The sequence below is a fragment of the Chryseobacterium hilariae genome, assembly GCF_051400735.1.
Lineage (GTDB): Bacteria > Bacteroidota > Bacteroidia > Flavobacteriales > Weeksellaceae > Chryseobacterium.
In genome coordinates, this window is sequence record NZ_JBLFFJ010000005.1 from 297260 (window position 1) to 319459 (window position 22200).

Here is a 22200-nt window from a genome sequence, read left to right on the forward strand (position 1 = left end):
AATAGTATAAATTATAACTATGTATCAGAATAATGATAGTTTAAATTATGTGATTTATGGTTGAATATCATATCAACTGCTGGCGATGTTATCAAACTTCTCCAGTAATTTTGTTATTGAATAGAGTGAATATGATACAGATTGCGGTTTTTAGTGATGTGCACGGAAACCTTCCTGCATTGGAAGCAGTGTTTGCAGATATGGAGAAAAGAGGGATTCATCAGAGGTTCTGTCTGGGAGATTTAGTAGATTTTGCTCCCTGGGGAAACGAAGTAATCGAAAAGATCAGGAAACTTAGTATTCCTTGCCTCATGGGTAATCATGACGAAAGAATCGCTTTTGATATTCCTGTTGTTCCTTTGTGTAAACACTCAGAAGAAGAAACCGAAGCAAGATTCATAGCAATTGATCATTCTAAAAAACACATTACAGAACTGAACAAGCGATTTTTATCAGAACTTCCTTTTCATTTAAAACTGAACTATAAGATAGGGGAACGGCACTGGAATATTCAGCTGGTACATTCAAGTCTGGCGAGCAATGATACATACCTCTATGAATCCGAAGATGATGAAGCCTTCATTCATATGCTGGAAGAATCTCAATCTGATATTGTTGTGATGGGGCACACTCATTTATCATTCAAAAAATATTTTGAAGCTGAAGGATGGGCGGTGAATTGCGGGTCTGTAGGCCGTTCCAAGGAAGAAAACCGTCTGGCATCTTATCTCATTCTAACATTGGAAGAGGAGCAGATTTTTCCGGAGATTGTTCAGATAGCTTACCCGGTTGAAGAAACTGTCCGCGGAATTGAGGAAAGCGGAATTCCCGACTATTATGCTGCTTTTTTGAAAAATGAAAGGATATCAGTATTATAATTATTTTGTAATTTTGCATCAGAATATTTATAATTAAAGTTATGGTCAATCTGGAATGGTACCGCACTTTTAAAGCGATATACAAAACGGGAACGCTTACTGGCGCTGCAGACTCTCTGTTTATTTCGCAGCCCGGTGTAAGCCTGCATTTAAGCTCGCTTGAAGCCTATGTGGGATATAAATTATTTGATAGAACAGGCCGAAAAATGATTCCTACTGAAAGAGGAAAAGTTTTATTCAATGCTGTTTCTGAGCCAATTTCCAAGCTGGAAGATGTAGAGAAAAACTTTCAGAAATCCACAGAAAAATTAACTCCTACGATCAGTGTGGGAATGTGTTTCGAGACCTTTCAGACCACACTGGAGCAGTATGTGTCTACTTTGCCTTTCAATCTGATCATCAGCTTCGGAGAATATCCTGAAATGCTGGACCAGCTGGATAAAGGGATTTTAGACCTGATCATTACGCCCAAAAAAGGAGTTTCACCTAATATTGAACATGAGGCATTTTCTTCCGAACAGATCATTCTTGTAGGCGGAAAAGATGTAGATACGGTAAGTTTCCGCAAGACTCTTAAAACAAAAGGCATTGAACATGCTGAAGAATGGCTGAAACAGGAAAAATGGTACGGAACTACCGGTGATATGGAACATCTTTTTCAGTTCTGGATTATGAATTTCGGCCATAAACCCAATTTTCGTCCCAATTATATTGTCCCGAATCTAAACTCGATCATCCGGTGTCTGAAAGGCGGAACCGGGCTTGCTGTTATTCCTAATTTCCTCTGTAAAAATGAAATAGAGAGCGGTGAGGTCAAACTGATCTGGGAAGGCGAAAAAAAACTGGAAAATACCCTGTATTTCGGCTGCCGGAAAAAAACAAATTACCAGTCCGAGATTGATCATATTAAAGGGTTATTCAGAAAGGTCATGGGAAAGAATAATCATGTCGCGCATCTGTAATCCGTTTTCATAAATAGGGAATGGGTAATGGTCTGTAAAGAAGTTCTTACGTATTCCCTTTTTTACAAAACCGTTCTTTTCGTAAAATCTGATTTGCTGAAAGCCTGTATCCGATGTTCCTACAGTCAAAGTTGTACAGCCATTTTCTTTCGCTGTTTCTTTGGCTTTATCAATAAGAATGCTGCCAATTCCCTGGCTTCGGTAGCTTTCAATAACTGCTATGTTCTTGATTTCCAATTCTGTACTACTGTTTGGATACAGTGCCATTACGGCTATATTCTGAAGGCCATCATTTAAAAGGCAGACAGAACAATCAAAAATATATTGGTTAATGGCTTCAATGGTTTCATCAGCGAGCAACAGCAATTCATACGGAATATCTGTTCCCGGCTCTATCTTATTAAAAACAAAATGTTTCATTACAGACTCATGTGAATAAGTGGATAAGCCTTTCCTGAACCATCCTGGTCTGATCTTCCAATCCTTTTAAACCCCATTTTTTCATAAAATCCGATCGCCTTAGGATTCTGTTCGTTGACATCCACTTTCGTCAGCCCTTTAGTCTCCTTCATAAATTCGTAAAGTTTTTTGCCATATCCTTTTCCCCGCACATCATCATGAATAAAAAGCATTTCCAGATTACCATCAACCACAGAGGCGAAACCTGCTGATTCTCCTTTCTCCGAGATCAAATAGACTTCCATATTCGGGAGATAATCTCTTGGAATAGCTTGTTTAAAATAGTTAAAATCTTCGTCAGAAAGAAAATCATGGGTTGCTTTTACAGCAGATTCCCAGATCTCCATAATTCTTGGATAATCTCCAGCTTTAGCAAGCCTGATTTCATAGGACATTGTTGTGAGTTTTTTGCAAAAATAAGGAAATTAGGTTAGAAGTTAGAAGTTAGAAAGAGTTGTGGAATGGAGAAATAATAAGGGATAGATTTTTGCAGAACAAAAAGATGGGTTGTTGAAAATATTTGTCAACAGCCTTCAATTAGTTTAAAAACAGTAAAAATGGTAAGCTGGATTCCAATTTTTTATTGCAAATTTGTTAGACTTTACATTAATATCAAAAATTAAATTAAAGAATTATGCAAAAGAAAACATATGCAGGACAACCTGTAGTAACTTTAAATAACGGAGTGGATATTCCGGCTTTAGGCTTTGGAGTATGGCAGATGGAGAACCTGGACGAATGTGAAAAAGCGGTGGTAAAAGCCATTCACACAGGATACAGAATGATTGATACGGCAGCTATTTACCAGAACGAAACGGCAGTTGGACAGGCTGTGAAAGACAGCGGAGTAAGCAGAGATGAGTTGTTTATCACTTCAAAAGTGTGGGTTCAGGATCATGGTTATGAAAAAGCAAAAAAGGCGTTTCAAAGAACGCTGGACAGGCTGCAGATGGATTATCTGGATATGTACCTGATTCACTGGCCATATGGAGATTTCCTGGGAACCTGGAAAGCTTTGGAAGAATTATATACAGAAGGAAAGATCAAGGCAATCGGAGTATGTAACTTTACGGTAGAGAAGTTAGAAGAATTGAAAGCCAATTCAACGGTTGATCCTGTAATCAATCAGATTGAGCTTCACCCGGTTTTCCAGCAAAAGGAGCTTCAGGTATATGACAGAGAGAACAATATCGTAACACAGCCGTGGAGCCCTCTTGGAAACGGAAATGCAGATCTTTTAAACAACTCTCAGCTAAAAGCAGTTGCTGAAAAATACAATAAAACTGTAGCACAGGTGATCCTGAGATGGCACCTTCAGGAAGGCTTTGTTGTCATTCCGAAATCTGTAACACCTTCAAGAATTGAAGAAAATTTTAATGTTTTTGATTTTGAACTAACTGAAGAGGAAATGGATATTGTACGTTCTTTGGATACAGGTAAAAGATTGTTCTTTGATCCTAAAGACCCTGAATGGGAAGAAAAGATGCTGAAATCCGTAGCGGATATTTAATATAATATTTCCCTATTATCACTCCTGCAGATCAAACGGAACACGGATTTTAATACAACAGTCTGCTGAATCGTTTAATCTGCGGGTCTTTTTATTAATTAAATAAACCCATGACTGCAGCAAAATTCATAGAAAAACTTTCCACTTTTCGAAATGAGAAGGAACCAGACAAGGTTGAAAAATTTTTCAAAGAAAATGATGGAATTACAAAGCATTTCGGGGTTAAATTCGGGAATGTTTTTAAAACGGCAGAAGAATTTTCTGCTTTACCGCTAGAAGAAATGAATAAGCTTCTCGATAATGATTTCTATGAAGTGAGAATGGGTGCAGTGAGTATTATGAGCTTTCAGGCAGGAAATAAGAAAACACCTGAGGAAAAGAAGAAAGAACTTTTCCAGCTGTACTTACTGCGTAACGACCGATTAAATAACTGGGAATATTATCGGGAACTATCTCTTATGCCATAGAAAAACTCGATCCTGAAATGAAAAAGCAATATAAGGAACTGAGTAAGGAGAAGTAAACGACTCATCTGTAGGTCTTTGTGAGCAATATCATGTTTTATAAACTTAGCATATCATCAGATTTTTGTAAATTTTACATAAAAATAATTCTTATGTTTTGGCCGGATACACTCAATAAAATTTTTGATGTAAAATATCCTGTAATTCAGGCTCCAATGTTTGGGGTAAGTACTCCGCAGATGACTGCTGCAGCTTCAAAAGCCGGATGTCTGGGATCGCTTGCATTAGCAGACCTTTCTGCAGCTCAATCTGCTGAACTTATCAGAGATACCAAAAAGCTCACCGACCAACCGTTTGCTGTCAATATTTTTGTTCACCATATTCCTGAGCTAACAGATTCTTTGAAAGAAAAATTTGTTAAAACCAAACAGTTTATTACCCAGCTCGCAAAAGAAAATAATATAGAAGTTCAGCTTCCTGATTTTGAAGAGATTAAGGTGAACGGTTATCATGAACAGATAGATGCTATTATTGAAGAAGACTGTAAAATCCTGAGTTTTACTTTCGGAAACCTGGATGATAAGAGCATTGAGAAGCTAAAAGAAAATAGAATAAGACTTATTGGAACCTGTACTTCTGTAGAAGAAGCATTGATCCTGGAAAATTCGGGAATTGATATCATCTGCGTACAGGGAGTTGAAGCCGGAGGTCATAGAGGAACTTTTGATGCAGATATTATTCCTGAGATCGGAGGAATGTCCTTATTTTCTAAAGTTTATGATACCGTGAAAGTTCCGCTGATTTATGCAGGCGGTATTTACAATGGAAAAACCTTAAGGGCAGCAAAAGAACTTGGAGCACAGGGATTCCAGGTTGGAAGTATCTTACTGGCATCACAGGAAAGTGCTTTACAGCCATTTGAAAAAGAAAGACTGAAAAATGTAACAGAAAAGGACATTGTCCTGACAAAAAGCTTTTCGGGCCGGTATGCGAGAGGAATTAAAAATAAATACATCGAAGCTCTTGAGAACTCAGCCTATATTCTGCCTTATCCTTATCAGAATAAGCTGACGAATGAGTTACGTAAAGTTTCAAAAAAACTGAATAATCCTGATTTTGTAAGTATCTGGGCCGGACAGTCAATTCATAATTACAGTGAACTTTCAACAGAGGATATATTGAAACAGCTTATTTATCAGGCCGAAAATATTCTCTGAAAATTGTTGTAGATTGCTTCCAAAGATAGAGAATGATACGATACTAATAAAAAATAAATAAAAAACGTTCTTCAAATAAAGAACGTTTTCAGTTTATGTGAAAAATATTATTTTGTTAGATCTAATCCTCCGAAATTGCCGGAGCTCATCATCAGGAAAACACCATCGGTTTTATCCAGCGTTTCCCAATAGGCATGAAGTTCTTCAGCATTGGTAAACACCCTCAAGGTATTATTTTTGAACTTTTCTTTAATGAATTCCGGGGAAATAGGTTCCATTCTTTTGATCTTTAAAGCATCTTCAGAATAGAAAACTACGGCTTCACCCAAACCGTCCATAGCATGATCGTATTGCTCAAGGAATAGCGGATTTAAGCTTGAATAGGTGTGAAGCTCCAGGAAACCATATTTTTTTTCCTTTTTAAACTGCTCGCAGAAAGCTTTTACCGCAGCTTTTACTTTGCTCGGTGCATGGGCAAAATCTTTGTATAGAATTCCCTGATCTTCTCTTTCTACTTTTTCAAGACGTTTTGAAGCTCCTTTAAAGCTCATAATGGCTTCATAGAAGTCTTCATCCATAATACCCAGCTGGCGGCAGATATGCCTTGCTCCTTCCATGTTCAGTAGATTGTGAGCACCAAAAACAGAAAGAGGAACGTCGCCCATTTCAGTTTTCAAATACACTTTTCCGTTGCTGATCTCATATTCAGGAGTTTTGTAAGGAATTTTTCTGAAATAATTTTCAGCCGCTTCCACTACTTTTACCACTTCTGAATCTTCTTCATTGTATACCAGAACACCGCCGGGAGTAATGCTGGCAACGAATTTTCTAAACTGCTCTATATAGTCGTCAAACGTTTTGAATACATTAATGTGATCCCATGCAATACCGCTCATTAAAGCAATATTCGGCTGGTACAGAAGAAACTTTGAACGAAGATCAATAGGAGAGGAAAGGTATTCATCACCTTCCAGCACCATAAAATCATTCTCCTGCGTCAGCTTTACCATGCAGTCAAAGCCTTCCAGCTGTGCACCCACCATAAAATCCACATCTTTATGGTGAAAGTTCAGTACATGAAGAATCATAGAAGTGATCGTTGTTTTACCGTGTGATCCGGCAACAACTACTCTCGTTTTGTTCTTTGACTGTTCGTAAAGGAATTCAGGATATGAATAAATTTTTAAACCCAGCTCTTTTGCTCTTGCCAGCTCAGGATTATCCTGATGCGCATGCATTCCAAGGATAACCGCATCTATATCTGCAGTGATCTTTTCCGGAAACCAGCCCATTTCCTGAGGCAGAATTCCTTTATTTTCCAGTCTGGATCTTGATGGTTCAAAAATAGCATCATCCGAACCAGTTATCTGATATCCTTTGTCTTTTAACGCAATAGCAAGATTATGCATGGCGCTTCCGCCTATAGCAATGAAGTGGGTTTTCAACTTTATTTATTGTTTTTTTTTACATTGTTATTAATAACCTCCTGGAAAGCATTCAGGATATTGTTCCAGTTCGTTGTAAAGTTCGGCATCATCATGCTGGCATCAGACTTGCTGCCTTCATTCGGTCCTTTCTTTACATTGATGGAAGTGGTTACATGATCATACAGCTTTTTGTGGTCTTCCTGTATCCTTCTGAAATTATTTTGGGATAAGGTCTGGTCCAGCTTCTTTAAATCTTCATCAGAAATTTTAAAGTCATGTTTGTATTTTTTCCCTGCCTCCTCTAAAGAGTAATGTGCATTATTACCTTTGATGAGTAAATTTTCGTACATTGGAGCATAGCCTCCGCTTCTGGAATAGCTGATATCAAAATCTGAATATACTTTCTGACTGTTACACGAAACTAATACCAAGACCGTGAATAAGATCCCTAATATTTTGTTCATAATTTTCTACTTCTTTAATTATTTGAATCCTTTTGTTCTAATTTTTTAGCTTTAAGTTCTTCATCATAATTGTGTAGTACATTGAAATCTTCCGTCTGCTCAATGGCAGTCATGATCTTCAATAAAATTTCCGGCGCTTTTTCATTGTCATAATCTATATCCAGAGGTGCTTTGAACTCCATGGTAGGTTTTACGCCCGTAACCTTTACACGGAGGCCTTTCTTGTCAAATGCCCTTCTGAAACCGTTGATCTTGATAGGAATCACAATCGGGCGCTGGTTTTTAACCAGCTTGGCTGTACCTCTTCGTCCCTGAGCAAAAGCAGATGTAGTACCCTGAGGGAAAGTAGCTACCCAGCCGTTGTCCAAAGCTTTCATAATATTGTCAACTTCTGTAAGATCTACCATTCTGTTGACTGTTTTGCCCTCTGCTCTCCAGGTTCTTTTTACCGTTACAGCACCTGCAATTTTAAAAATTTTAGGAAGAATCCCTTTATTCATGGTTTCTTCTGCTGCCACATAGTAAAAATCGATCTTTGGATTGAGCAGGTAGATAGGGTTTTTAATGGTGTCCAGATATCCGTTGTTTACAGCGCAGAATGCATGATACATTGCTGCTACATCTGCAAAATAGGTTTGATGGTTAGAAACAAAAAGCACGTTGGAATCGGGAAGATCCACAAGGTGTTCCGTACCGGTTATCTTTAATTTATTAAAGCCGTTGAACCTTCTGTAGGATACAACTCCTAAAATAAAAATGATAAACCTTTTTAGAAAATAAGGTGTTCCGAATGCATCGGTGAAAATATTTTTCTTCGCCATCTCTCAATTAAACACGGTAGTGCAAAGTTACATTTTTTTCAACAATTGGCTAAACTCGCTCAATATCATTGCTGTAGCGCCCCAGATGATATATCCGTTGAAATTAATAACCGGCACTTCATGCCCGGCAGCACTTGGGAGCGCCATAATTTCAGGATTATCCGGAAGATTGAGAAAAGAAGTGATAGGAAATTCTATAGTTTCTACCGCTTCACTCTGCTGAAGTACGAAAAGCGGGTTCTTTTTGGTATACGAAATGTAAGGGTATACATAAAAATTACTTGGTGGTATATAAATAGGAGACATCTCCCTGATTACTCTTATATAATGCTTATCTATACCAATCTCTTCAGAGGTTTCACGTACTGCGGTTTCAGCAAAATCCCTGTCCATTTCCTCACGTTTGCCACCGGGCAAAGAGATCTGTCCGCTGTGCCTGTCGTGCTCGTTGATGGTTCTTTGGATCAACGGGAAATACCATTCATTATCTTTTAAATAAAGTACAATATTAACAGCTGCAAATTTTGGGTTTTTTGCCAACACTTCATCATACGTAAATACGGGTCGGGAAGGAGGTGAAAATACTCCATGGGCATTTATTCCCGGGAGCTCTACATTTGTAATTTTCCTCAATAAATCTTTTCCAAAACTTTCCATACTTCAAATTTAGCAATATATACTGAAGAAAAGAACAGGCATTAACATTAATTAACCATTCAAGGAGAATTTAAGAGTTGAAATCTTTCAATTTAAAGATCAGGATTTTTTTATTGAAAATAGGAGTTATCTTGATATTATAAGTTTTATAGGAAATAAAATGACCTTACATTTTGAGTATCTTTCAAGTTATTATAGATCTTAATTGTGAACATCATGCTTATGTTTTGTCTAGAAACCTACTTAACTAAAACGGTAGGGATATGTTGCACCGGAAAATTTACTGATCTGGCAATAAAGCAAAATTGTCCTGCCTTGTGATGGAGCTCCTTTGCTTTTTCAGCCATTGATTCTTCCGCCACAATCACTGTAGGATGCAAGGTGACCGACGTAAAATGCCCGCTTCCATCCGCTGTTTCAGTCATAATTCCTGTAGCTTCATCCGTATAACTGGTAACGATAATGCCTTCTTCGGAACAGAAATGGAGATACCATAACATATGACAGGAAGAAAGTGAGGAAAGAAAAAGGTCTTCGGGATTATGTTTGGTTTTGTCTCCACGGAATGCGGGATCAGAAGAACCTTCAATAAGAGCCTTGTTTTCAATTTGAATGGTGTGACTTCTTTCGTAATCCCTGTAGCTGCTGGTTCCTGTTCCCTTGTTGCCTGTCCAGTTAATTGTTGTTTTGTAGTGATGTTCTCTGCTCATTTTAGTTTGAAAATAAAAAAGTATCTGCTAAAATTAAGCAAATACTTTTTAAAAAGAAATTGGTGTTTTCTTAATTCTTTATTAATTTTTTTACAATTATTCTTCCGTTTTCAAATGAAGTTTTTACTATATAAGTTCCTTTTAATAAATCTGAAAGGTTGGTATTGTTGTCTTTTAAAGCTCTCACGATTTTTCCATCTGTAGAATAGATTTCTATTTTGCTTACTTTTTCATTTGTGCTGAAAATTAAATTTTGCTTTACAGGATTCTCAAATACAATAGAGGAAATATTTGTTTTTGCCTTATTTGAAGCAGATAATGTAGAAGTATTCAACAGGAATTTTAAAATCTTATTGACACCTTTTGTAGTAATAATGCTGTTGTCGGTAATGATCATTTCACCGATAAAATCGGGTGTTCCTGTCGTTTCAAAATAATGATTAAAGATAGGATCAATAGCTCCGGTTGATGTAATTTTAGAAATAAAGAATGTTTCACCCATCGATCCGGTTAACCCTGAAATGTAATAATTTCCATTTTTTTCGGTAATTATGGACGAGAGTGTCATTGGGTTGAAAGGGAAAGAACTGTTATCAAACACAAAAGTATTATCGTGATCTCCGTTGGGTTTTATTCTAAAGATTTCATTATTAATATTTGAGCATACAATATTGTTATTGCTATCCATAAAAGCAGAACCAACGTCTCCCGGATTTGATGTAAAAGCTAAAACCCCATTATTTCCGAAACTTGTAAGAGGTTGCCCGTTATTGTTATATTTTTCTAAAGCACCATACGTATATGCGTTTGTATTATTATGATTGCTGATAAAGCTAATAATGTTGGACTGGTTATCTAAGAATATAAAATTTCCAGAAGTGTTGAAAGAACCATTATTTCCAAAAGTTGTATCAATGCTTCCGTTACTGTTTAGTCTGTAAATGCTTTTATAGTGAATATATGGCCCAGGATCGGATGTTGCTTGTCCGTAAACTATTATTTTATCATTTTGAAGATAGAAACCATACTCTATACTGTTGGAATCTGTTCCGATGTTATCAATTTTAACAATTCCATTTATTCCAAATGTTGTATCGAGTAGTCCGTTTGGAAGTAATCTCACAATAGCGGATCCATTAGTATAAAAACACATGACAAGAATTTTACCGTCCGTTTGTTTTTTTAGCTCACTTTGTACAGCACTGAAATAATTATTAATTATTGTTTCTCCGTTATTTCCGAAAGAGATATCAACTGTTCCGTTAGCATTAAGCTTAGATACAGCGCATTCAGGGCTTCCCAATGAAGGATTGTTTTTTGCGTAAGTAAAATAAATGCTGTTGTCTGAATTTTGAACAATTCTTGTTTCATAATAATTAGCACCTGTGAAAGTATATTTGCCGTTTGAAGCAAAAGAATTGTCATAGGAGAGAATTTGTGCAAAAGCAGTCTGAACTGCAAGAAGCAGCACAAGAAATAAATTTTTTGTCATGTTGTTTTGTGTTTTAAGATTGTAAATATAATAAAAAAACCTCCAGAAAACTGGAGGTTAGATTTTTGTGTTAATTAGAATATCCAACCAATTCTTCTTTTTTCGAATTGTAAATCTTGTATTCTAAATACTTGAAAGAATCCCGGGGAATAATGGTTACCCATTTTTTATACTTCATAAACCATTTCATCTGGATGCTTTTGATACCTTTAGTAAGGTAAGCTTCAACAAAAGGGTGTACATGCAGGTAAAGCTTTCCTTTATCCTTCTGTATGATATTTCTTATGGTTTCTTCCATTCTTTCCACGATTACAATCGGAGCTATAATTTCTCCGTCTTTGTTCGGGTTTTCTTCTTTGGTTTCTATCTGCTTTTCCGGGCGGTTCCTTTGTCTGGTGATTTGGATCAGTCCAAATTTGCTCGGTGGAAGAATTTTGTGTCGTGCTTTGTCACGTTTCATTTCTTCTTTCAGATGTTCGTACAGATCCCTTCTGTGTTCAGGATTCTGCATATCGATGAAGTCGATTACAATGATGCCTCCCATATCTCGGAGACGAAGCTGTCTGGCAATCTCGGTAGCTGCCATTTTGTTTACTTTCAGGGCGTGCTCTTTGTTTACGGCGGCTCCGGTTGTGATGTTATTTCCGGAGTTTACATCAATCACGTGAAGTGCTTCTGTATGCTCTATAACAAGATAGGCACCTTTTGAACTTGGAATATTAACGTGTTTTCCAAAACTCTGTTTGAGTTGTTTTTCAACGTTGTAATATTCGAGAAGAGGAATGTGTGAATTGTAAAACTGGACAATATTCTTTTTTTCAGGAGCGATGACCTCTACATAGCTGGTCATTTCGTCTGCCATCTGCTCATCATCGCAGATGATGCTCACGAAATCCTGGTTGAAATTGTCTCTTAAAATAGCTGAAGCTTTTTCTTCTTCGCTTAAAACTCTGGCCGGAACTTTACTTTTCTGAATGTTTTTGAAAGTGCTTTCCCATTTCTGGATCAGCTGATTCATGTCATTGTGAAGGTCTGCTACTTTTTTTCCTTCCGCTACGGTTCTTATGATGACACCGAAACCTTCAGGCTTGATGCTGTCAATAAGCGTTCTCAGTCTTTCTTTTTCCTCAGTGGTTCTGATTTTTTTGGAAATGGAAACTTTGTTATCGAAAGGGATCAGGACCAGAAAACGTCCTGTTAAAGAAATCTGGGTAGAGATCCTCGGACCTTTAGTAGAAATGGGTTCTTTAGTAATCTGAAGCAGAACAAGATCATCTTTTGCAATGACTTTGTCTACGGTTCCGTTTTTGTCTATTTCGGGTTGTATCTCGAAATTTTTTAAGCTTGAAGTGCTCTGTTTTTTAGAAATAGTATCTTTTAAAAACTTTCTGTAGGTGAGATACTGCGGCCCAAGATCCTGATAATGCAGAAAAGCATCCTTATCGTACCCGATATTTACGAATGCTGCATTCAGGTTAGGTGCCAGTTTTTTTACTCTTCCTACAAACAGATCTCCAACTATAAATTCGCTTTTGTCCTCTTGCTCATGAAGTTCACATAGTCTTCCGTCTTCCAGTAGTGCAATCTTTGTAAGATCATCTTCATGCGAAACTATTAGTTCTTTCTTCATTTTGTATAAGATAAAAATTTATTAAGATTATAGGAAACTGGCGTATTTTTTAGCAAATAAATAATTTTAAATATAAGAATTTAGATTGAAATTGCTATATCTTTTTAAAAATATCTGCAAAAGCCTTTTTTCCTTGGGAATCTTATAGTTGCAAACAAAAATATAGTCGGTGAACTCTAAATAAATAAAACCACCAACTATATTATTATATTGTAAACCTCGAAAAAAAGAGATTATTTTTTCTTATGTCTGTTTGCTCTTCTTCTTTTCTTTCTTTTGTGAGTTGCAACCTTGTGTCTTTTTCTTTTCTTTCCGCTTGGCATAATTTTAATTTTTTAGTAACTAGTTAATATTCAGTTAATTTTTATTTTACTGCGACTTTTGTTTTTACTTTCTCTACAAAAGATTTTGAAGGTTTGAAAGCAGGAATATTATGAGCAGGAATCTCAATTGCAGTGTTCTTAGAAATATTTCTTCCTGTTTTAGCAGCTCTTGTTTTAATGATAAAAGATCCAAAACCTCTCAGATAAACGTTATCCCCATTATACATAGAAGTCCTGATCTCCTGCATAAAAGCTTCTACAACTTTCTGTGTTTCATTCTTTTCTGTTCCCAACTTATTTGAGATGGTGTTTACCAATTCTGCCTTTGTCATTTCCTTTTTTAATTTTAAATTTTAGGTGTGCAAATTTAGTTAAAAAAATTGAATACTAGCAAATTAGTGGCAAAATATTTTTGTTTAAAGAGTTGGAGTTTTTATGTTTAGTCTATATTAATATTACGTTAAATCTCTCTACATGCTGGAATTGTAGTAGCCATTTTCCACACAGAAGCGAATGAGATGTAGTTTTGTTTTTAGCCCCAGCTTTTCTGTAAGCCTGTTAATATAGGTGTCAATTGTACGCGTGCTAAGGTTCAGTTTTTCAGCAATTTCCTTGTTGCTGTAGCCTTCGTAGCAGAATTTCATAAGCTGTATTTCAGTGGGGCTCAGCTCTTCCTGGCCTTTCTTCTGCCTTTCCATATAGTTCTGTACTGCAAGTGGCTGCTGTTCCCATTCCTTAGAATACTTTTCGTAGTCGAAGCCGTCAGAAGCGATACTTCCTTTGATGAGATCTTTTATAATAGTACTCTTTTTCTGACAATAATAGATATTTGGAATTTTCGAAAGAATCTCGGCCATATCTTCCTGATAGGTACTGGAATAAGTTACAATAGGAGTTTCCGTGTTGTTTTTCCTGATGTATTTGATAGCCTCTATCCCGCTTAATACCGGCATAAACAGTTCAATGATAAACACATCTTCCTGTCTCCTGTAAATCCTGTTCACAAGCTCATGGCCGTTATTACAGTCATTCAGAAGCATATAGAAAGGGTTTTCCATAAGTGTTTTGATCATGATCTTCTTAAAGTAGAAGTCACTGTCAGCTATAGAAAACCGTACTGTGTTTGATAATAGTTTATTCACTTTTAATATCGATTTGGTATTTGATATTTAAAATTCAGAGGCCTAATTTATGAAAAACTTATGAAAGGTAAAATTAAACTTAGTTTAATTAGGGTTTTCACGGAACTACATTAGGGAAAATACGTATTGTACATAAATTTTTTTTTTTATATTTTCACAGGCCAAACAAATCACGAACATATGTCTTCTAACAGAGAAAAAAAACTAAACAAATCTGATGTCAGAGCAGGCATTTGGAAGTTTATTCTGTCTTTCACCGCTTTGTCGGTGGTATCTTTTCTGTGTTTATTCTTCTTTTTTAAAAGCTACAGTATACAACGGGAAGGAATCGTGCGAGAAGCTGATGCCTATAAGGAGCTTATGATGCGGGGTGATGTTCTCAGGACTCATGTAGATAAAATATATGACCAGATGAACCAGCTTAACATCAATAAGGTAGAAAATGACGTTTTCCTCAGAACCAGAATTATGGATGATGTCATGGAGGCGAAAAATATTATGGGCAAAGACAGTGCTGATAATTTTAAGCATTATGCCGTTCTGATGAAACAGATAGAGCCTATGCTGAAGCTGAAGAATGATATTATAGGGGTGGAATCCCAGAAAAAGATAGTCCTCAGGGATCTTGAGGAATGTATAGCAAAAGTAGGAAGAGCCAACGGCCAGCTTAAAAAAGATCCTACAAGGAATTTTACAGGAGGAAGAAGAAGATAATAAAAAATAAGCATATGCAGGGATCTATTACACTATCTAAGAAAGAAAGGCATTATCAGTTTTTTTATTTAATACTGATGCTTTTAGCAGCTATGATATTCTTCGGAATCATCTTTTTAAAAGGTTACGATTCTCCATTCTCAGAAGAAGATGTAAGAGGAATACAAAGTCTTGAGCAGAAGGCGGCATTCGAAAGCCAGCAAAAGATCTTACAGCCTGAAATGGACAGTACGTATGCCCTGATCAGCAGAATTGCAGATAAATCTCCGGAACCTTTCGCTGAAAACAATATTTTTAATGGAATTAATGGCCTTGCCAGTCATTTTCAAGGTAATAGCAATATCATGGATATCCGTAAAGATGCATATCCGCAGATCGCTAAATTCTATAAAATGTATTTTGAAGACAAAAAAGTTATTTCTACCACTACAGAAGATGTAAAAAGATTCGAAAAAGAAGTGGAAGACTGCAGAATCGGTTTTAAAGATAAGCAAAACCGCCTTTATGAAAGAGAGAATGCACTAAGAGCAAGAACCCAGTAAAAGAAATAAACATTAAAGGAATAAACACATCACAATCACTTAACTATGAATTATTTTCAAAAAAACAAAAAGAACATTATTATTGGTGTTATCGCAACGCTGCTCATTGCGGCACTCATTGCGTTATGGCTGCAGAAAAAGGTAATCCATTCTTCCGATGATATTGTAGGAGTAGTCTATCCTTCCTCACTATCTGTAGGAGATACCCTTTTATTTGAGGATAAAACCCAGTTCGCAAAAACCAAGAGATGGAATTTTGGGGACGGAACAACTTCAGACAAAAGTACCGGAATACACTTTTATAATAAACCGGGGTATTATTCGGTAAGCTTGATTATTGATAACAAATATAGCAAAACCTTCCCTGTTATGGTTTCGGCCAGATATCAGAAGCCACAAGACAGTGCGAAGATCAGTACTGTTATTGAAGCTCCTACCCAGGCGATGCAGAATGAAAATGTACAGTTCCGCGCCGTTTCAGAGGCTACACAGTTTGCATGGAAGTTTGGCGAAACGGGCAATATAGATGCTAAAGAGAAAATGGCTATTTATTCTTATAAAAAACCGGGAGATTACCGCGTGGCATTATTCACAGAGGAAAGTCAGGAACCTATTTATCACCTTATCAAGATTCTTCCGGCCTACAATTCTTTGCAGGAAGATGAAATACCTGTAGAAGATTCCTATAAAAAGGTTGATGATGATTTCAAATATCATCTGCAGCAGATTGCTAACGGGAACAGTTTTAATATGCATTATAACTACCTGCTAAGAACTTATCTGTGTAACAACGAAAACACGGTAGTAAAAGTAAGCGACAGCAAGGCAAATAACTTCTATATGTACTGTGCAGGGCTTCAGTTTGACAAAAACGTTGTCATCCAGAGTGTAAAAGTGAACTTAGATGATAAGCAGAACTGTGTAACGAAGGTAGATATAAACCAAAGCAAATAATAGAGTCCGGCATCCCGGATACACCAATCATTAAAATAAAATAGGATGAAAAATAAATTTCCTCTAGCAGCATATTATATAGGATTATCAGTATTGTTAGCAAGCTGTCAGGTCAAGCTGCCGTCTAAAAGAACCCCTGAACCGTCCCAGTACGGGCAGGTAGATAATTCGCCGGTAGTGAACGGATACCCTAAAAAGTCGGTCCCGTGGATTGTTATTTCAGACAGGTCCAGAAATACGGCCTATCTTGATAAAAGTGACGAAAAATCTTACAAAGAAGTTAAATTTCTTGAACCTTTAATGGTCCTGAAACATAGAGACGGAATGGTAAAAGTAGCGGAATACGTTCCTGATGCCCTGATGAAAAAAGTTTCATCAAAATCCATTAAAACCTATGGCTGGATCCCGGAATCCGATCTTCTTTTATGGAACAATTCTTTAAAAAGCGAAAAAACAGGTTTTCCTGTAAGAGTTGCTGTAGTTCCGAACCACAGCGAAGTGATCAGAAGTGCAGAAAGATACTATAAGAATGATTCCATTATGGTATTCAATTCACCAAGCCTTATAGAAGCTGCCAATGTCAAAATTCCAAACGGACAGATGGTATATGTCTACAAACAGGCAGAAAATAATAAACGTTTTCTGGTGGGTAAAAAGCCTTCTGTTGATATAGACAGTATCAGCACCAGCCTTTACGGATGGGTAAACGCCAATGTAATCTCTGCATGGGGTGAGCGTTCTGCAGTAAAACTTAAAAATGACACGCAAGTTACAGAGTCTGAGTTAGGAATCCATGAAGGATACCCTGGTGCCGCAGACTCAGAAAGCAGAACCGCAATTCTTCTTACAGATACCAACAAGAGAACACCTCTTGAGAATATTTATCCGGTAAATTTAGCATTGAATGAGGCTCCAACACCGGACTCCAAAACGAAATACTTCACCAATATTTTAGATTACAGTAAAAATTATGTATTCAATGTTTTGGGAGAAGAAATTTATTTTGACCGCTATAGAGAAATCACGGAAAGAGATAAAAATATCAACATTGTTTTTGCTCTGGATGTAAGTGCTCCAAATGCTCCTTATGCCCCAATCGTGAAATCTCTTCTTCAGGATCTGCAGCTTAGATTTGAAAAACCATCATATTTCAATGGTGTAAAGTACGGTGTTGTTTTATATAAGAACAATCCGTGTGGAGAAAATGTCATGACTTCCAATTTAAGTACAGATTACAGTAAGATTACAAAGTTCATTGATGAAAAAACCAATGAAATGAACTGTGCGAGCAACAGCGGATACCAGCCGGTAGGCGAAGCGCTTTCTGCTGCAGGAAACCTGCTTTCTAATGTTCCGGATGAAACCAATATTGTCGTAACAGTAGGAACTTCTGCCGACCAAAGTGGAAACATGTACAACGTGATCAGCTCCCTTACACAGGCACAAGCCAGGGTGATTATGTTCCAGACCAGTGCAAGATCATCCGATACCTACAACGATTTTGTATTAATGTCTGAAAATGTGGTGACCAATACTGCTAAAAATATTGCCGAACTGAAAAAACAAAAGATCATCAACCAAAGTGATGTTCTTACCAAAAATAACTTTAACCTTGTGGAAGGCGATGCCGGATTCTTCTCGCTGGATTATCCAAAGCAGAGTATGTCCCAGGGATTTGTTATCTTCCCTAAAAAAGGTGATGTTGCAACACCTGGATACTTGAAAAAGTCTGTAGACAGCCTTATTGCACAAGTAACTTTAGACAATGAAACGATTGATAAATCACTGAATGAGTATTTCCATTCCTCGGTAGGAGCCGGGAGAACGGATGTAGACTTGAAATATAAATATCTTTTCCCAGGTCTTACCAATCCGGTTTCAGCAGGAATTGCAGCACAGCTGATCAACTACGGAAATCCGTTTCTTGTAAAAGGATATATTCCGAAAAATCTGAAAGATTACAAGCCGGGCATAGAAAAAGGAATCCTTATCTCTGAAACAGAATACGATAACTTAAAGAACTTCTATACCGAAGTTTATCATAAGACCCAGCCTGAAAGAGCAGATTTTAACCAGTCCAGAGCCATTAAGGAATATATCAGGCTCCTGAAAAAGTATAACCCTACCTTAACATTCCTGGATAAGTCTGAACTGTATGAAAAACCAATGGCTTACGCAGTAGGATTAAGTACCGGTTTTGATAATTCCGAAGATGAGCTGATGTCGAAATACAAGCTGAAAGGTTGGAAAAAATCTAAAATTGTTTTAAGGGAAACAGCAAGAGCATATTTCAGAAACTATAAGAATCTGGCAGAACATATGCTTTCCCACAGAAACAATCCGGCCGTGAAGATCCAGCAGAACGGGCAAACCTTCTATTGGCTTAATGAATACTTTATGCCGACTACTCAGACCGTTGATGAACCGGAATATACAAAGCATTAATCATTAATGATAGCATATCAAAAGCAGGAGTATAACTTCTGCTTTTTTTATGTTTAAAATTCAAGGATTAGATATTTTTTTAAACAGCAGATTCACAAACTCACATTCTGGAGCTCAAAAACACAGCCCCAAAACTTCCTATTTCTCATTTAAGTGTAAAATTCTTCTTTTTTCTATATATCCCAATAAATTGAGAACCTTGTTCTAGTGATGTATGATGGCGATTTTTAAATCCAAAGTCGTAGAATTACTACAAAATGTGAAATTTATATCAAAATACTTTTAGAATAGAAATAAGCTCTATATATTTGTTAAACAAACACCACATCACAAAATATTAATAGTGAATAAAATTTACGGTTATGGAAGGAGATTCAGGAAAATCATAACATTCAATGACAGGAATAACAGAAGTTATTAAAGTTAGAATATAGATGATCACCGGGTTTCTGCCATATAACTAAAGATGCACTATTACACATCAACATTCATAAGAAAAGATCGTCCCCTAAAGACGGTCTTTTTGTTTAAATATTAAAATAGATGCTTTTTAGGCGCAAAAATATGAAACACAGAATATCACAAAAATTCTTCATTTTCAGCCATCCGAAAATATGGATGGAATTTTAGAAACAATTGATTTTATCACCCGAAAACTTATTACTTCTCTGATCAAAGAATTAACTATCTTTATCCTGCACACATTTTACATAAAAAAGATATATTTGTAAAAAGGTAATACTTTGACAGATTGCACCAAATAATCTGATAAAATTAAAAGAAACACAAACATATTAATATTAAAAAATTATAATGGGAGTACTAGTAACCAACGAAACAGTAAAACAGCTATTTCATATTGCTCAGTCGATAGCGAAAGAAAACTATAATGCCACGTACGGCGGTCCGCATATTCTGCAGGCTTTAATGCATAAAGATATAGGCCTTAGCGAATTTCTGAAAAGTATCGACAAAGATCCCGGCTACTTCTATGAATGGGCAGACGTCCGCATTGAAGATTATCCAAAGACAGCGCATCTTCCGGATGATGTACGTCAGGATGAAGCTGTAGATACCCTTACAGAAGAAGCAGACGATATTCGCTTAAAATTAGGTCTGGATGAGATTACACCTATCTGTATCCTTACCGCTATCGTAAAACCACAGGTTGTTTTTTCACTGCAGCAGCTGAAATCGCTTCCCCTGAGAGAACATGAAATTTTCAATCTATATAGAAAAGATACTCCTTTTGCTGTATCCGAAGATGGTGATTTTTCATCTCTTTTTTCAAACGGCTCAGACTTCACAGATTCATCATTTCCATCAATTAAAAGTTACTGTGTAGACAGAACTGCACAGGCCAGAAAAGGCGATCTTGAAAACATTATTGGACGAGATAAAGAGCTCAGAATGCTCGTTGAGATCCTTTGCCGCAGAAGCAAGCCGAATGTTATCATCATTGGTGAGCCCGGCGTAGGGAAAACAGCCTTAGTAGAAGGTTTTGCCATAGAAATCACTAAAGGAAATGTTCCTGAAATGCTGAAAAATGCAACTCTTCTGGAATTGGACACCGGAGCATTGTTAGCCGGGACTTCCTATAAAGGCGAAATTGAAGACCGTCTGAAAAAAGTCATCAATGAATGTAAAAAAATCGAAAAGGCAGTTCTTTTCATCGATGAAATTCATACCCTTCTTGATCCGAAAGGAAGCATCGGAAATGTAGCCAACCTTCTTAAGCCCGAACTGGCAAGAGGTGAAATTACCGTGATAGGAGCTACAACACAGGAAGAATACAGAAAGATTATTGAGCCGGAACAGGCTTTCAACCGTCGTTTTGAAGTTCTTACAGTCAATGAACCGGATGAGCAGACCTGTGTAAAAATGATCGACGTGCTTCTCGACGGCTACAAAAAGCATCATGGCATCGAAGTAGAAAAAAACTCTATTCCTGAATGCGTACGACTGGCCAAAAGATATGCTAAAGGCAAAAAGCTACCTGATGCAGCAATTGACCTGCTAGACAGAACCATGGCTGCCATTAAAATGCTGGATGAGCTTTCAGAAAAAGAATTGGCAAGCTGGAAAGAAACTTATGAGGCAATTTTAAAAGAAGAATTTACCGACAGCAAAGACCAGGCTAATGAACTTATCTGGAACTATAATCTCCTGAGAGATAAAATAAGCCCTATTCTTTGGGGATCATTAAACGAACAGCCGGTTATCGACAATTCCATGCCTGTTGACCAGATCCACAAGATCATTGATGATACCTATGCAGAGCTTTTAGAACATGCCGCTGTAAAAAGAGAAAAAGTAGACCGTCTTGAACTGGCAGCAGTAATGGCGGCAAAAACAAATATCCCGATCGGGAAGATCCAGGCTCAGGAGAAGGAAAAGCTTCTGAATATGGAATCCCTTTTACTGAACAGAGTTGTAGGGCAGGATCACGCCTTAAAAATCCTGTCAGATGCCATTGTTGAAAACCGAAGCGGACTTAACAAGCCAGGGCAGCCTATAGGCTCATTTTTCCTTCTGGGACCTACAGGAACCGGGAAAACCGAGCTGGCAAAATCCATGGCAGAACTTCTCTTTAATGACGAGAAAGCCATGGTACGTTTTGATATGTCCGAATTTAAAGAAGAACATTCCGCAGCATTACTGTATGGAGCGCCTCCGGGTTATGTAGGCTATGAAGAAGGAGGAATGCTGGTGAATAAAATCAGACAGCAGCCTTATACTGTTGTTTTATTTGATGAAATTGAAAAAGCCCATCATTCCGTTTTTGATGTATTCTTACAGATTATGGATGAAGGAAAAGTTCATGACAAACTGGGAAAAGAGGGTGATTTCAGTAATGCGCTCATATTGTTTACTTCAAATATCGGAAGTGAAGAAATTGTAAAACAGTTTGAAGAAGGAAAAGTTCCTGAATCATCTTCACTGATGCAGATTATGTCCAATTCAGGAAGATTCAGACCGGAGTTTTTAGCCAGGATCACAGAAATTATTCCTTTTGCCCCGATTACGGAATCTATTGCAGAAAGAATTTTCAATATCCAGCTGAAATCACTTCATACTTCACTGACAAGATTGGGAATGACCTTAAAGATCAGCGATGAAGCCGTGAAAAACCTTGCATTGGGAGGATTCAGCAGCAAATACGGAGCGAGACAGATATCAGGCGTAATCCGTGCACAGCTGGCAAGACCCATCTCTAAAATGATCGTAAGGGAAGAAGTGAAATCCGGGCAGACCATTCATGTAGACTGGAATAATAAAGAAGAAAAACTAAGCTGGATAGTAGAATAAAAAATAATATAAAGAAAGCAGTATCCTGATAAACGTATTGGTGTGATGGCTTTCTTTGTCAATAACCATAAGGAATTAAA

Annotated in this window: 21 protein-coding genes; 10 read left to right on the top strand and 11 right to left on the bottom strand. The window is 37.0% G+C overall.

The features are described from left to right. Positions 1 to 131: 131 nt before the first annotated feature. Together ACMGDK_RS16235 and ACMGDK_RS16240 are read left to right on the top strand one after the other, a co-directional pair. Positions 132 to 878 carry a metallophosphoesterase family protein gene (locus tag ACMGDK_RS16235; protein ID WP_436808909.1) on the top strand — a complete coding sequence of 249 codons (747 nt, stop codon included), beginning with the start codon at positions 132 to 134 and terminating at the stop codon, positions 876 to 878. 41 nt (positions 879 to 919) lie between these two features. After that, complete coding sequence (locus ACMGDK_RS16240; protein WP_436808910.1) at positions 920 to 1840, top strand: LysR family transcriptional regulator; 921 nt, start codon at positions 920 to 922, stop codon at positions 1838 to 1840. Here ACMGDK_RS16240 and ACMGDK_RS16245 read toward each other — a convergent pair. Both ACMGDK_RS16245 and ACMGDK_RS16250 read right to left on the bottom strand, forming a co-directional pair. Beyond that, positions 1793 to 2260: a GNAT family N-acetyltransferase gene (locus ACMGDK_RS16245; RefSeq protein WP_436808911.1), complete on the bottom strand. Its 468-nt coding sequence runs from the start codon at positions 2258 to 2260 to the stop codon at positions 1793 to 1795. The two genes, ACMGDK_RS16240 and ACMGDK_RS16245, sit on opposite strands and share 48 nt — an antisense overlap. After that, complete coding sequence (locus ACMGDK_RS16250) at positions 2260 to 2694, bottom strand: GNAT family N-acetyltransferase (protein WP_436808912.1); 435 nt, start codon at positions 2692 to 2694, stop codon at positions 2260 to 2262. Before ACMGDK_RS16250 ends, ACMGDK_RS16245 begins: the two co-directional genes overlap by 1 nt. A 239-nt stretch (positions 2695 to 2933) precedes the next feature. Here ACMGDK_RS16250 and ACMGDK_RS16255 point away from each other — a divergent pair, with 239 nt between their 5' ends. The 3 genes from ACMGDK_RS16255 (at position 2934) to ACMGDK_RS16265 (ending at position 5490) form a co-directional block, all read left to right on the top strand. Beyond that, positions 2934 to 3809 carry an aldo/keto reductase gene (locus ACMGDK_RS16255; RefSeq protein WP_436808913.1) on the top strand — a complete coding sequence of 292 codons (876 nt, stop codon included), beginning with the start codon at positions 2934 to 2936 and terminating at the stop codon, positions 3807 to 3809. A gap of 110 nt (positions 3810 to 3919) precedes the next feature. Further along, positions 3920 to 4276 (top strand): DNA alkylation repair protein, encoded by a 357-nt coding sequence (locus tag ACMGDK_RS16260; protein WP_436808914.1) that lies wholly within the window; start codon positions 3920 to 3922, stop codon positions 4274 to 4276. Between the two features lie 149 nt (positions 4277 to 4425). After that, on the top strand, positions 4426 to 5490 hold the full coding sequence (locus ACMGDK_RS16265; RefSeq protein WP_436808915.1) for an NAD(P)H-dependent flavin oxidoreductase: 1065 nt from the start codon (positions 4426 to 4428) through the stop codon (positions 5488 to 5490). A 107-nt stretch (positions 5491 to 5597) separates the two neighbouring features. Here ACMGDK_RS16265 and ACMGDK_RS16270 read toward each other — a convergent pair whose 3' ends face one another. From ACMGDK_RS16270 to ACMGDK_RS16310, 9 genes are all read right to left on the bottom strand, one after another. Continuing rightward, positions 5598 to 6935 (bottom strand): UDP-N-acetylmuramate--L-alanine ligase, encoded by a 1338-nt coding sequence (locus ACMGDK_RS16270; RefSeq protein ID WP_436808916.1) that lies wholly within the window; start codon positions 6933 to 6935, stop codon positions 5598 to 5600. Positions 6936 to 6937: 2 nt separating this feature from the next. Beyond that, entirely contained in the window at positions 6938 to 7381 is a 444-nt protein-coding gene (locus ACMGDK_RS16275) for a hypothetical protein (protein WP_436808917.1), read from the bottom strand. Between the two features lie 14 nt (positions 7382 to 7395). Then, positions 7396 to 8202, bottom strand: a complete 807-nt coding sequence (locus ACMGDK_RS16280) for a lysophospholipid acyltransferase family protein (RefSeq protein ID WP_111955768.1) — start codon at positions 8200 to 8202, stop codon at positions 7396 to 7398. A 27-nt stretch (positions 8203 to 8229) separates the two neighbouring features. Continuing rightward, positions 8230 to 8859 carry an NUDIX hydrolase gene (locus ACMGDK_RS16285; protein ID WP_436808918.1) on the bottom strand — a complete coding sequence of 210 codons (630 nt, stop codon included), beginning with the start codon at positions 8857 to 8859 and terminating at the stop codon, positions 8230 to 8232. A gap of 239 nt (positions 8860 to 9098) precedes the next feature. Next, positions 9099 to 9569, bottom strand: a complete 471-nt coding sequence (locus ACMGDK_RS16290) for an OsmC family protein (RefSeq protein ID WP_436808919.1) — start codon at positions 9567 to 9569, stop codon at positions 9099 to 9101. A gap of 70 nt (positions 9570 to 9639) precedes the next feature. Continuing rightward, entirely contained in the window at positions 9640 to 11061 is a 1422-nt protein-coding gene (locus ACMGDK_RS16295) for a T9SS type A sorting domain-containing protein (protein WP_436808920.1), read from the bottom strand. A gap of 70 nt (positions 11062 to 11131) precedes the next feature. Further along, positions 11132 to 12691 carry an Rne/Rng family ribonuclease gene (locus tag ACMGDK_RS16300; protein WP_436808921.1) on the bottom strand — a complete coding sequence of 520 codons (1560 nt, stop codon included), beginning with the start codon at positions 12689 to 12691 and terminating at the stop codon, positions 11132 to 11134. A gap of 364 nt (positions 12692 to 13055) precedes the next feature. Beyond that, positions 13056 to 13346 (bottom strand): HU family DNA-binding protein, encoded by a 291-nt coding sequence (locus ACMGDK_RS16305; protein WP_002984212.1) that lies wholly within the window; start codon positions 13344 to 13346, stop codon positions 13056 to 13058. Positions 13347 to 13484: 138 nt separating this feature from the next. Then, positions 13485 to 14156, bottom strand: a complete 672-nt coding sequence (locus ACMGDK_RS16310; RefSeq protein ID WP_436808922.1) for a LuxR C-terminal-related transcriptional regulator — start codon at positions 14154 to 14156, stop codon at positions 13485 to 13487. 180 nt (positions 14157 to 14336) lie between these two features. Between ACMGDK_RS16310 and tssO the strand changes: the two genes are divergently transcribed. The 5 genes from tssO (at position 14337) to ACMGDK_RS16335 (ending at position 22120) form a co-directional block, all read left to right on the top strand. Further along, positions 14337 to 14870, top strand: coding sequence for a type VI secretion system TssO (gene tssO, locus ACMGDK_RS16315; RefSeq protein WP_436808923.1), 534 nt, complete (start codon positions 14337 to 14339; stop codon positions 14868 to 14870). A 14-nt stretch (positions 14871 to 14884) separates the two neighbouring features. Then, positions 14885 to 15412 carry a type VI secretion system transmembrane protein TssO gene (locus ACMGDK_RS16320; RefSeq protein ID WP_436808924.1) on the top strand — a complete coding sequence of 176 codons (528 nt, stop codon included), beginning with the start codon at positions 14885 to 14887 and terminating at the stop codon, positions 15410 to 15412. Positions 15413 to 15457: 45 nt separating this feature from the next. Beyond that, positions 15458 to 16366 carry a PKD domain-containing protein gene (locus tag ACMGDK_RS16325; protein ID WP_426049395.1) on the top strand — a complete coding sequence of 303 codons (909 nt, stop codon included), beginning with the start codon at positions 15458 to 15460 and terminating at the stop codon, positions 16364 to 16366. Between the two features lie 45 nt (positions 16367 to 16411). Further along, positions 16412 to 18811, top strand: a complete 2400-nt coding sequence (gene tssR, locus ACMGDK_RS16330) for a type VI secretion system protein TssR domain-containing protein (protein WP_436808925.1) — start codon at positions 16412 to 16414, stop codon at positions 18809 to 18811. A gap of 813 nt (positions 18812 to 19624) precedes the next feature. Then, positions 19625 to 22120, top strand: a complete 2496-nt coding sequence (locus ACMGDK_RS16335) for an ATP-dependent Clp protease ATP-binding subunit (protein ID WP_436808926.1) — start codon at positions 19625 to 19627, stop codon at positions 22118 to 22120. Positions 22121 to 22200 lie beyond the last annotated feature (80 nt).

Excerpts from the sequence above, each read along its gene's own strand:
- ACMGDK_RS16235 (WP_436808909.1), top strand. The coding sequence starts at position 132 with ATGATACAGATTGCGGTTTTTAGTGATGTGCACGGAAACCTTCCTGCA.
- ACMGDK_RS16240 (WP_436808910.1), top strand. The coding sequence starts at position 920 with ATGGTCAATCTGGAATGGTACCGCACTTTTAAAGCGATATACAAAACG.
- ACMGDK_RS16245 (WP_436808911.1), bottom strand. The coding sequence starts at position 2,260 with ATGAAACATTTTGTTTTTAATAAGATAGAGCCGGGAACAGATATTCCG.
- ACMGDK_RS16250 (WP_436808912.1), bottom strand. The coding sequence starts at position 2,694 with ATGTCCTATGAAATCAGGCTTGCTAAAGCTGGAGATTATCCAAGAATT.
- ACMGDK_RS16255 (WP_436808913.1), top strand. The coding sequence starts at position 2,934 with ATGCAAAAGAAAACATATGCAGGACAACCTGTAGTAACTTTAAATAAC.
- ACMGDK_RS16260 (WP_436808914.1), top strand. The coding sequence starts at position 3,920 with ATGACTGCAGCAAAATTCATAGAAAAACTTTCCACTTTTCGAAATGAG.
- ACMGDK_RS16265 (WP_436808915.1), top strand. The coding sequence starts at position 4,426 with ATGTTTTGGCCGGATACACTCAATAAAATTTTTGATGTAAAATATCCT.
- ACMGDK_RS16275 (WP_436808917.1), bottom strand. The coding sequence starts at position 7,381 with ATGAACAAAATATTAGGGATCTTATTCACGGTCTTGGTATTAGTTTCG.
- ACMGDK_RS16280 (WP_111955768.1), bottom strand. The coding sequence starts at position 8,202 with ATGGCGAAGAAAAATATTTTCACCGATGCATTCGGAACACCTTATTTT.
- ACMGDK_RS16285 (WP_436808918.1), bottom strand. The coding sequence starts at position 8,859 with ATGGAAAGTTTTGGAAAAGATTTATTGAGGAAAATTACAAATGTAGAG.
- ACMGDK_RS16290 (WP_436808919.1), bottom strand. The coding sequence starts at position 9,569 with ATGAGCAGAGAACATCACTACAAAACAACAATTAACTGGACAGGCAAC.
- ACMGDK_RS16295 (WP_436808920.1), bottom strand. The coding sequence starts at position 11,061 with ATGACAAAAAATTTATTTCTTGTGCTGCTTCTTGCAGTTCAGACTGCT.
- ACMGDK_RS16300 (WP_436808921.1), bottom strand. The coding sequence starts at position 12,691 with ATGAAGAAAGAACTAATAGTTTCGCATGAAGATGATCTTACAAAGATT.
- ACMGDK_RS16305 (WP_002984212.1), bottom strand. The coding sequence starts at position 13,346 with ATGACAAAGGCAGAATTGGTAAACACCATCTCAAATAAGTTGGGAACA.
- tssO (WP_436808923.1), top strand. The coding sequence starts at position 14,337 with ATGTCTTCTAACAGAGAAAAAAAACTAAACAAATCTGATGTCAGAGCA.
- ACMGDK_RS16320 (WP_436808924.1), top strand. The coding sequence starts at position 14,885 with ATGCAGGGATCTATTACACTATCTAAGAAAGAAAGGCATTATCAGTTT.
- ACMGDK_RS16325 (WP_426049395.1), top strand. The coding sequence starts at position 15,458 with ATGAATTATTTTCAAAAAAACAAAAAGAACATTATTATTGGTGTTATC.
- tssR (WP_436808925.1), top strand. The coding sequence starts at position 16,412 with ATGAAAAATAAATTTCCTCTAGCAGCATATTATATAGGATTATCAGTA.
- ACMGDK_RS16335 (WP_436808926.1), top strand. The coding sequence starts at position 19,625 with ATGGGAGTACTAGTAACCAACGAAACAGTAAAACAGCTATTTCATATT.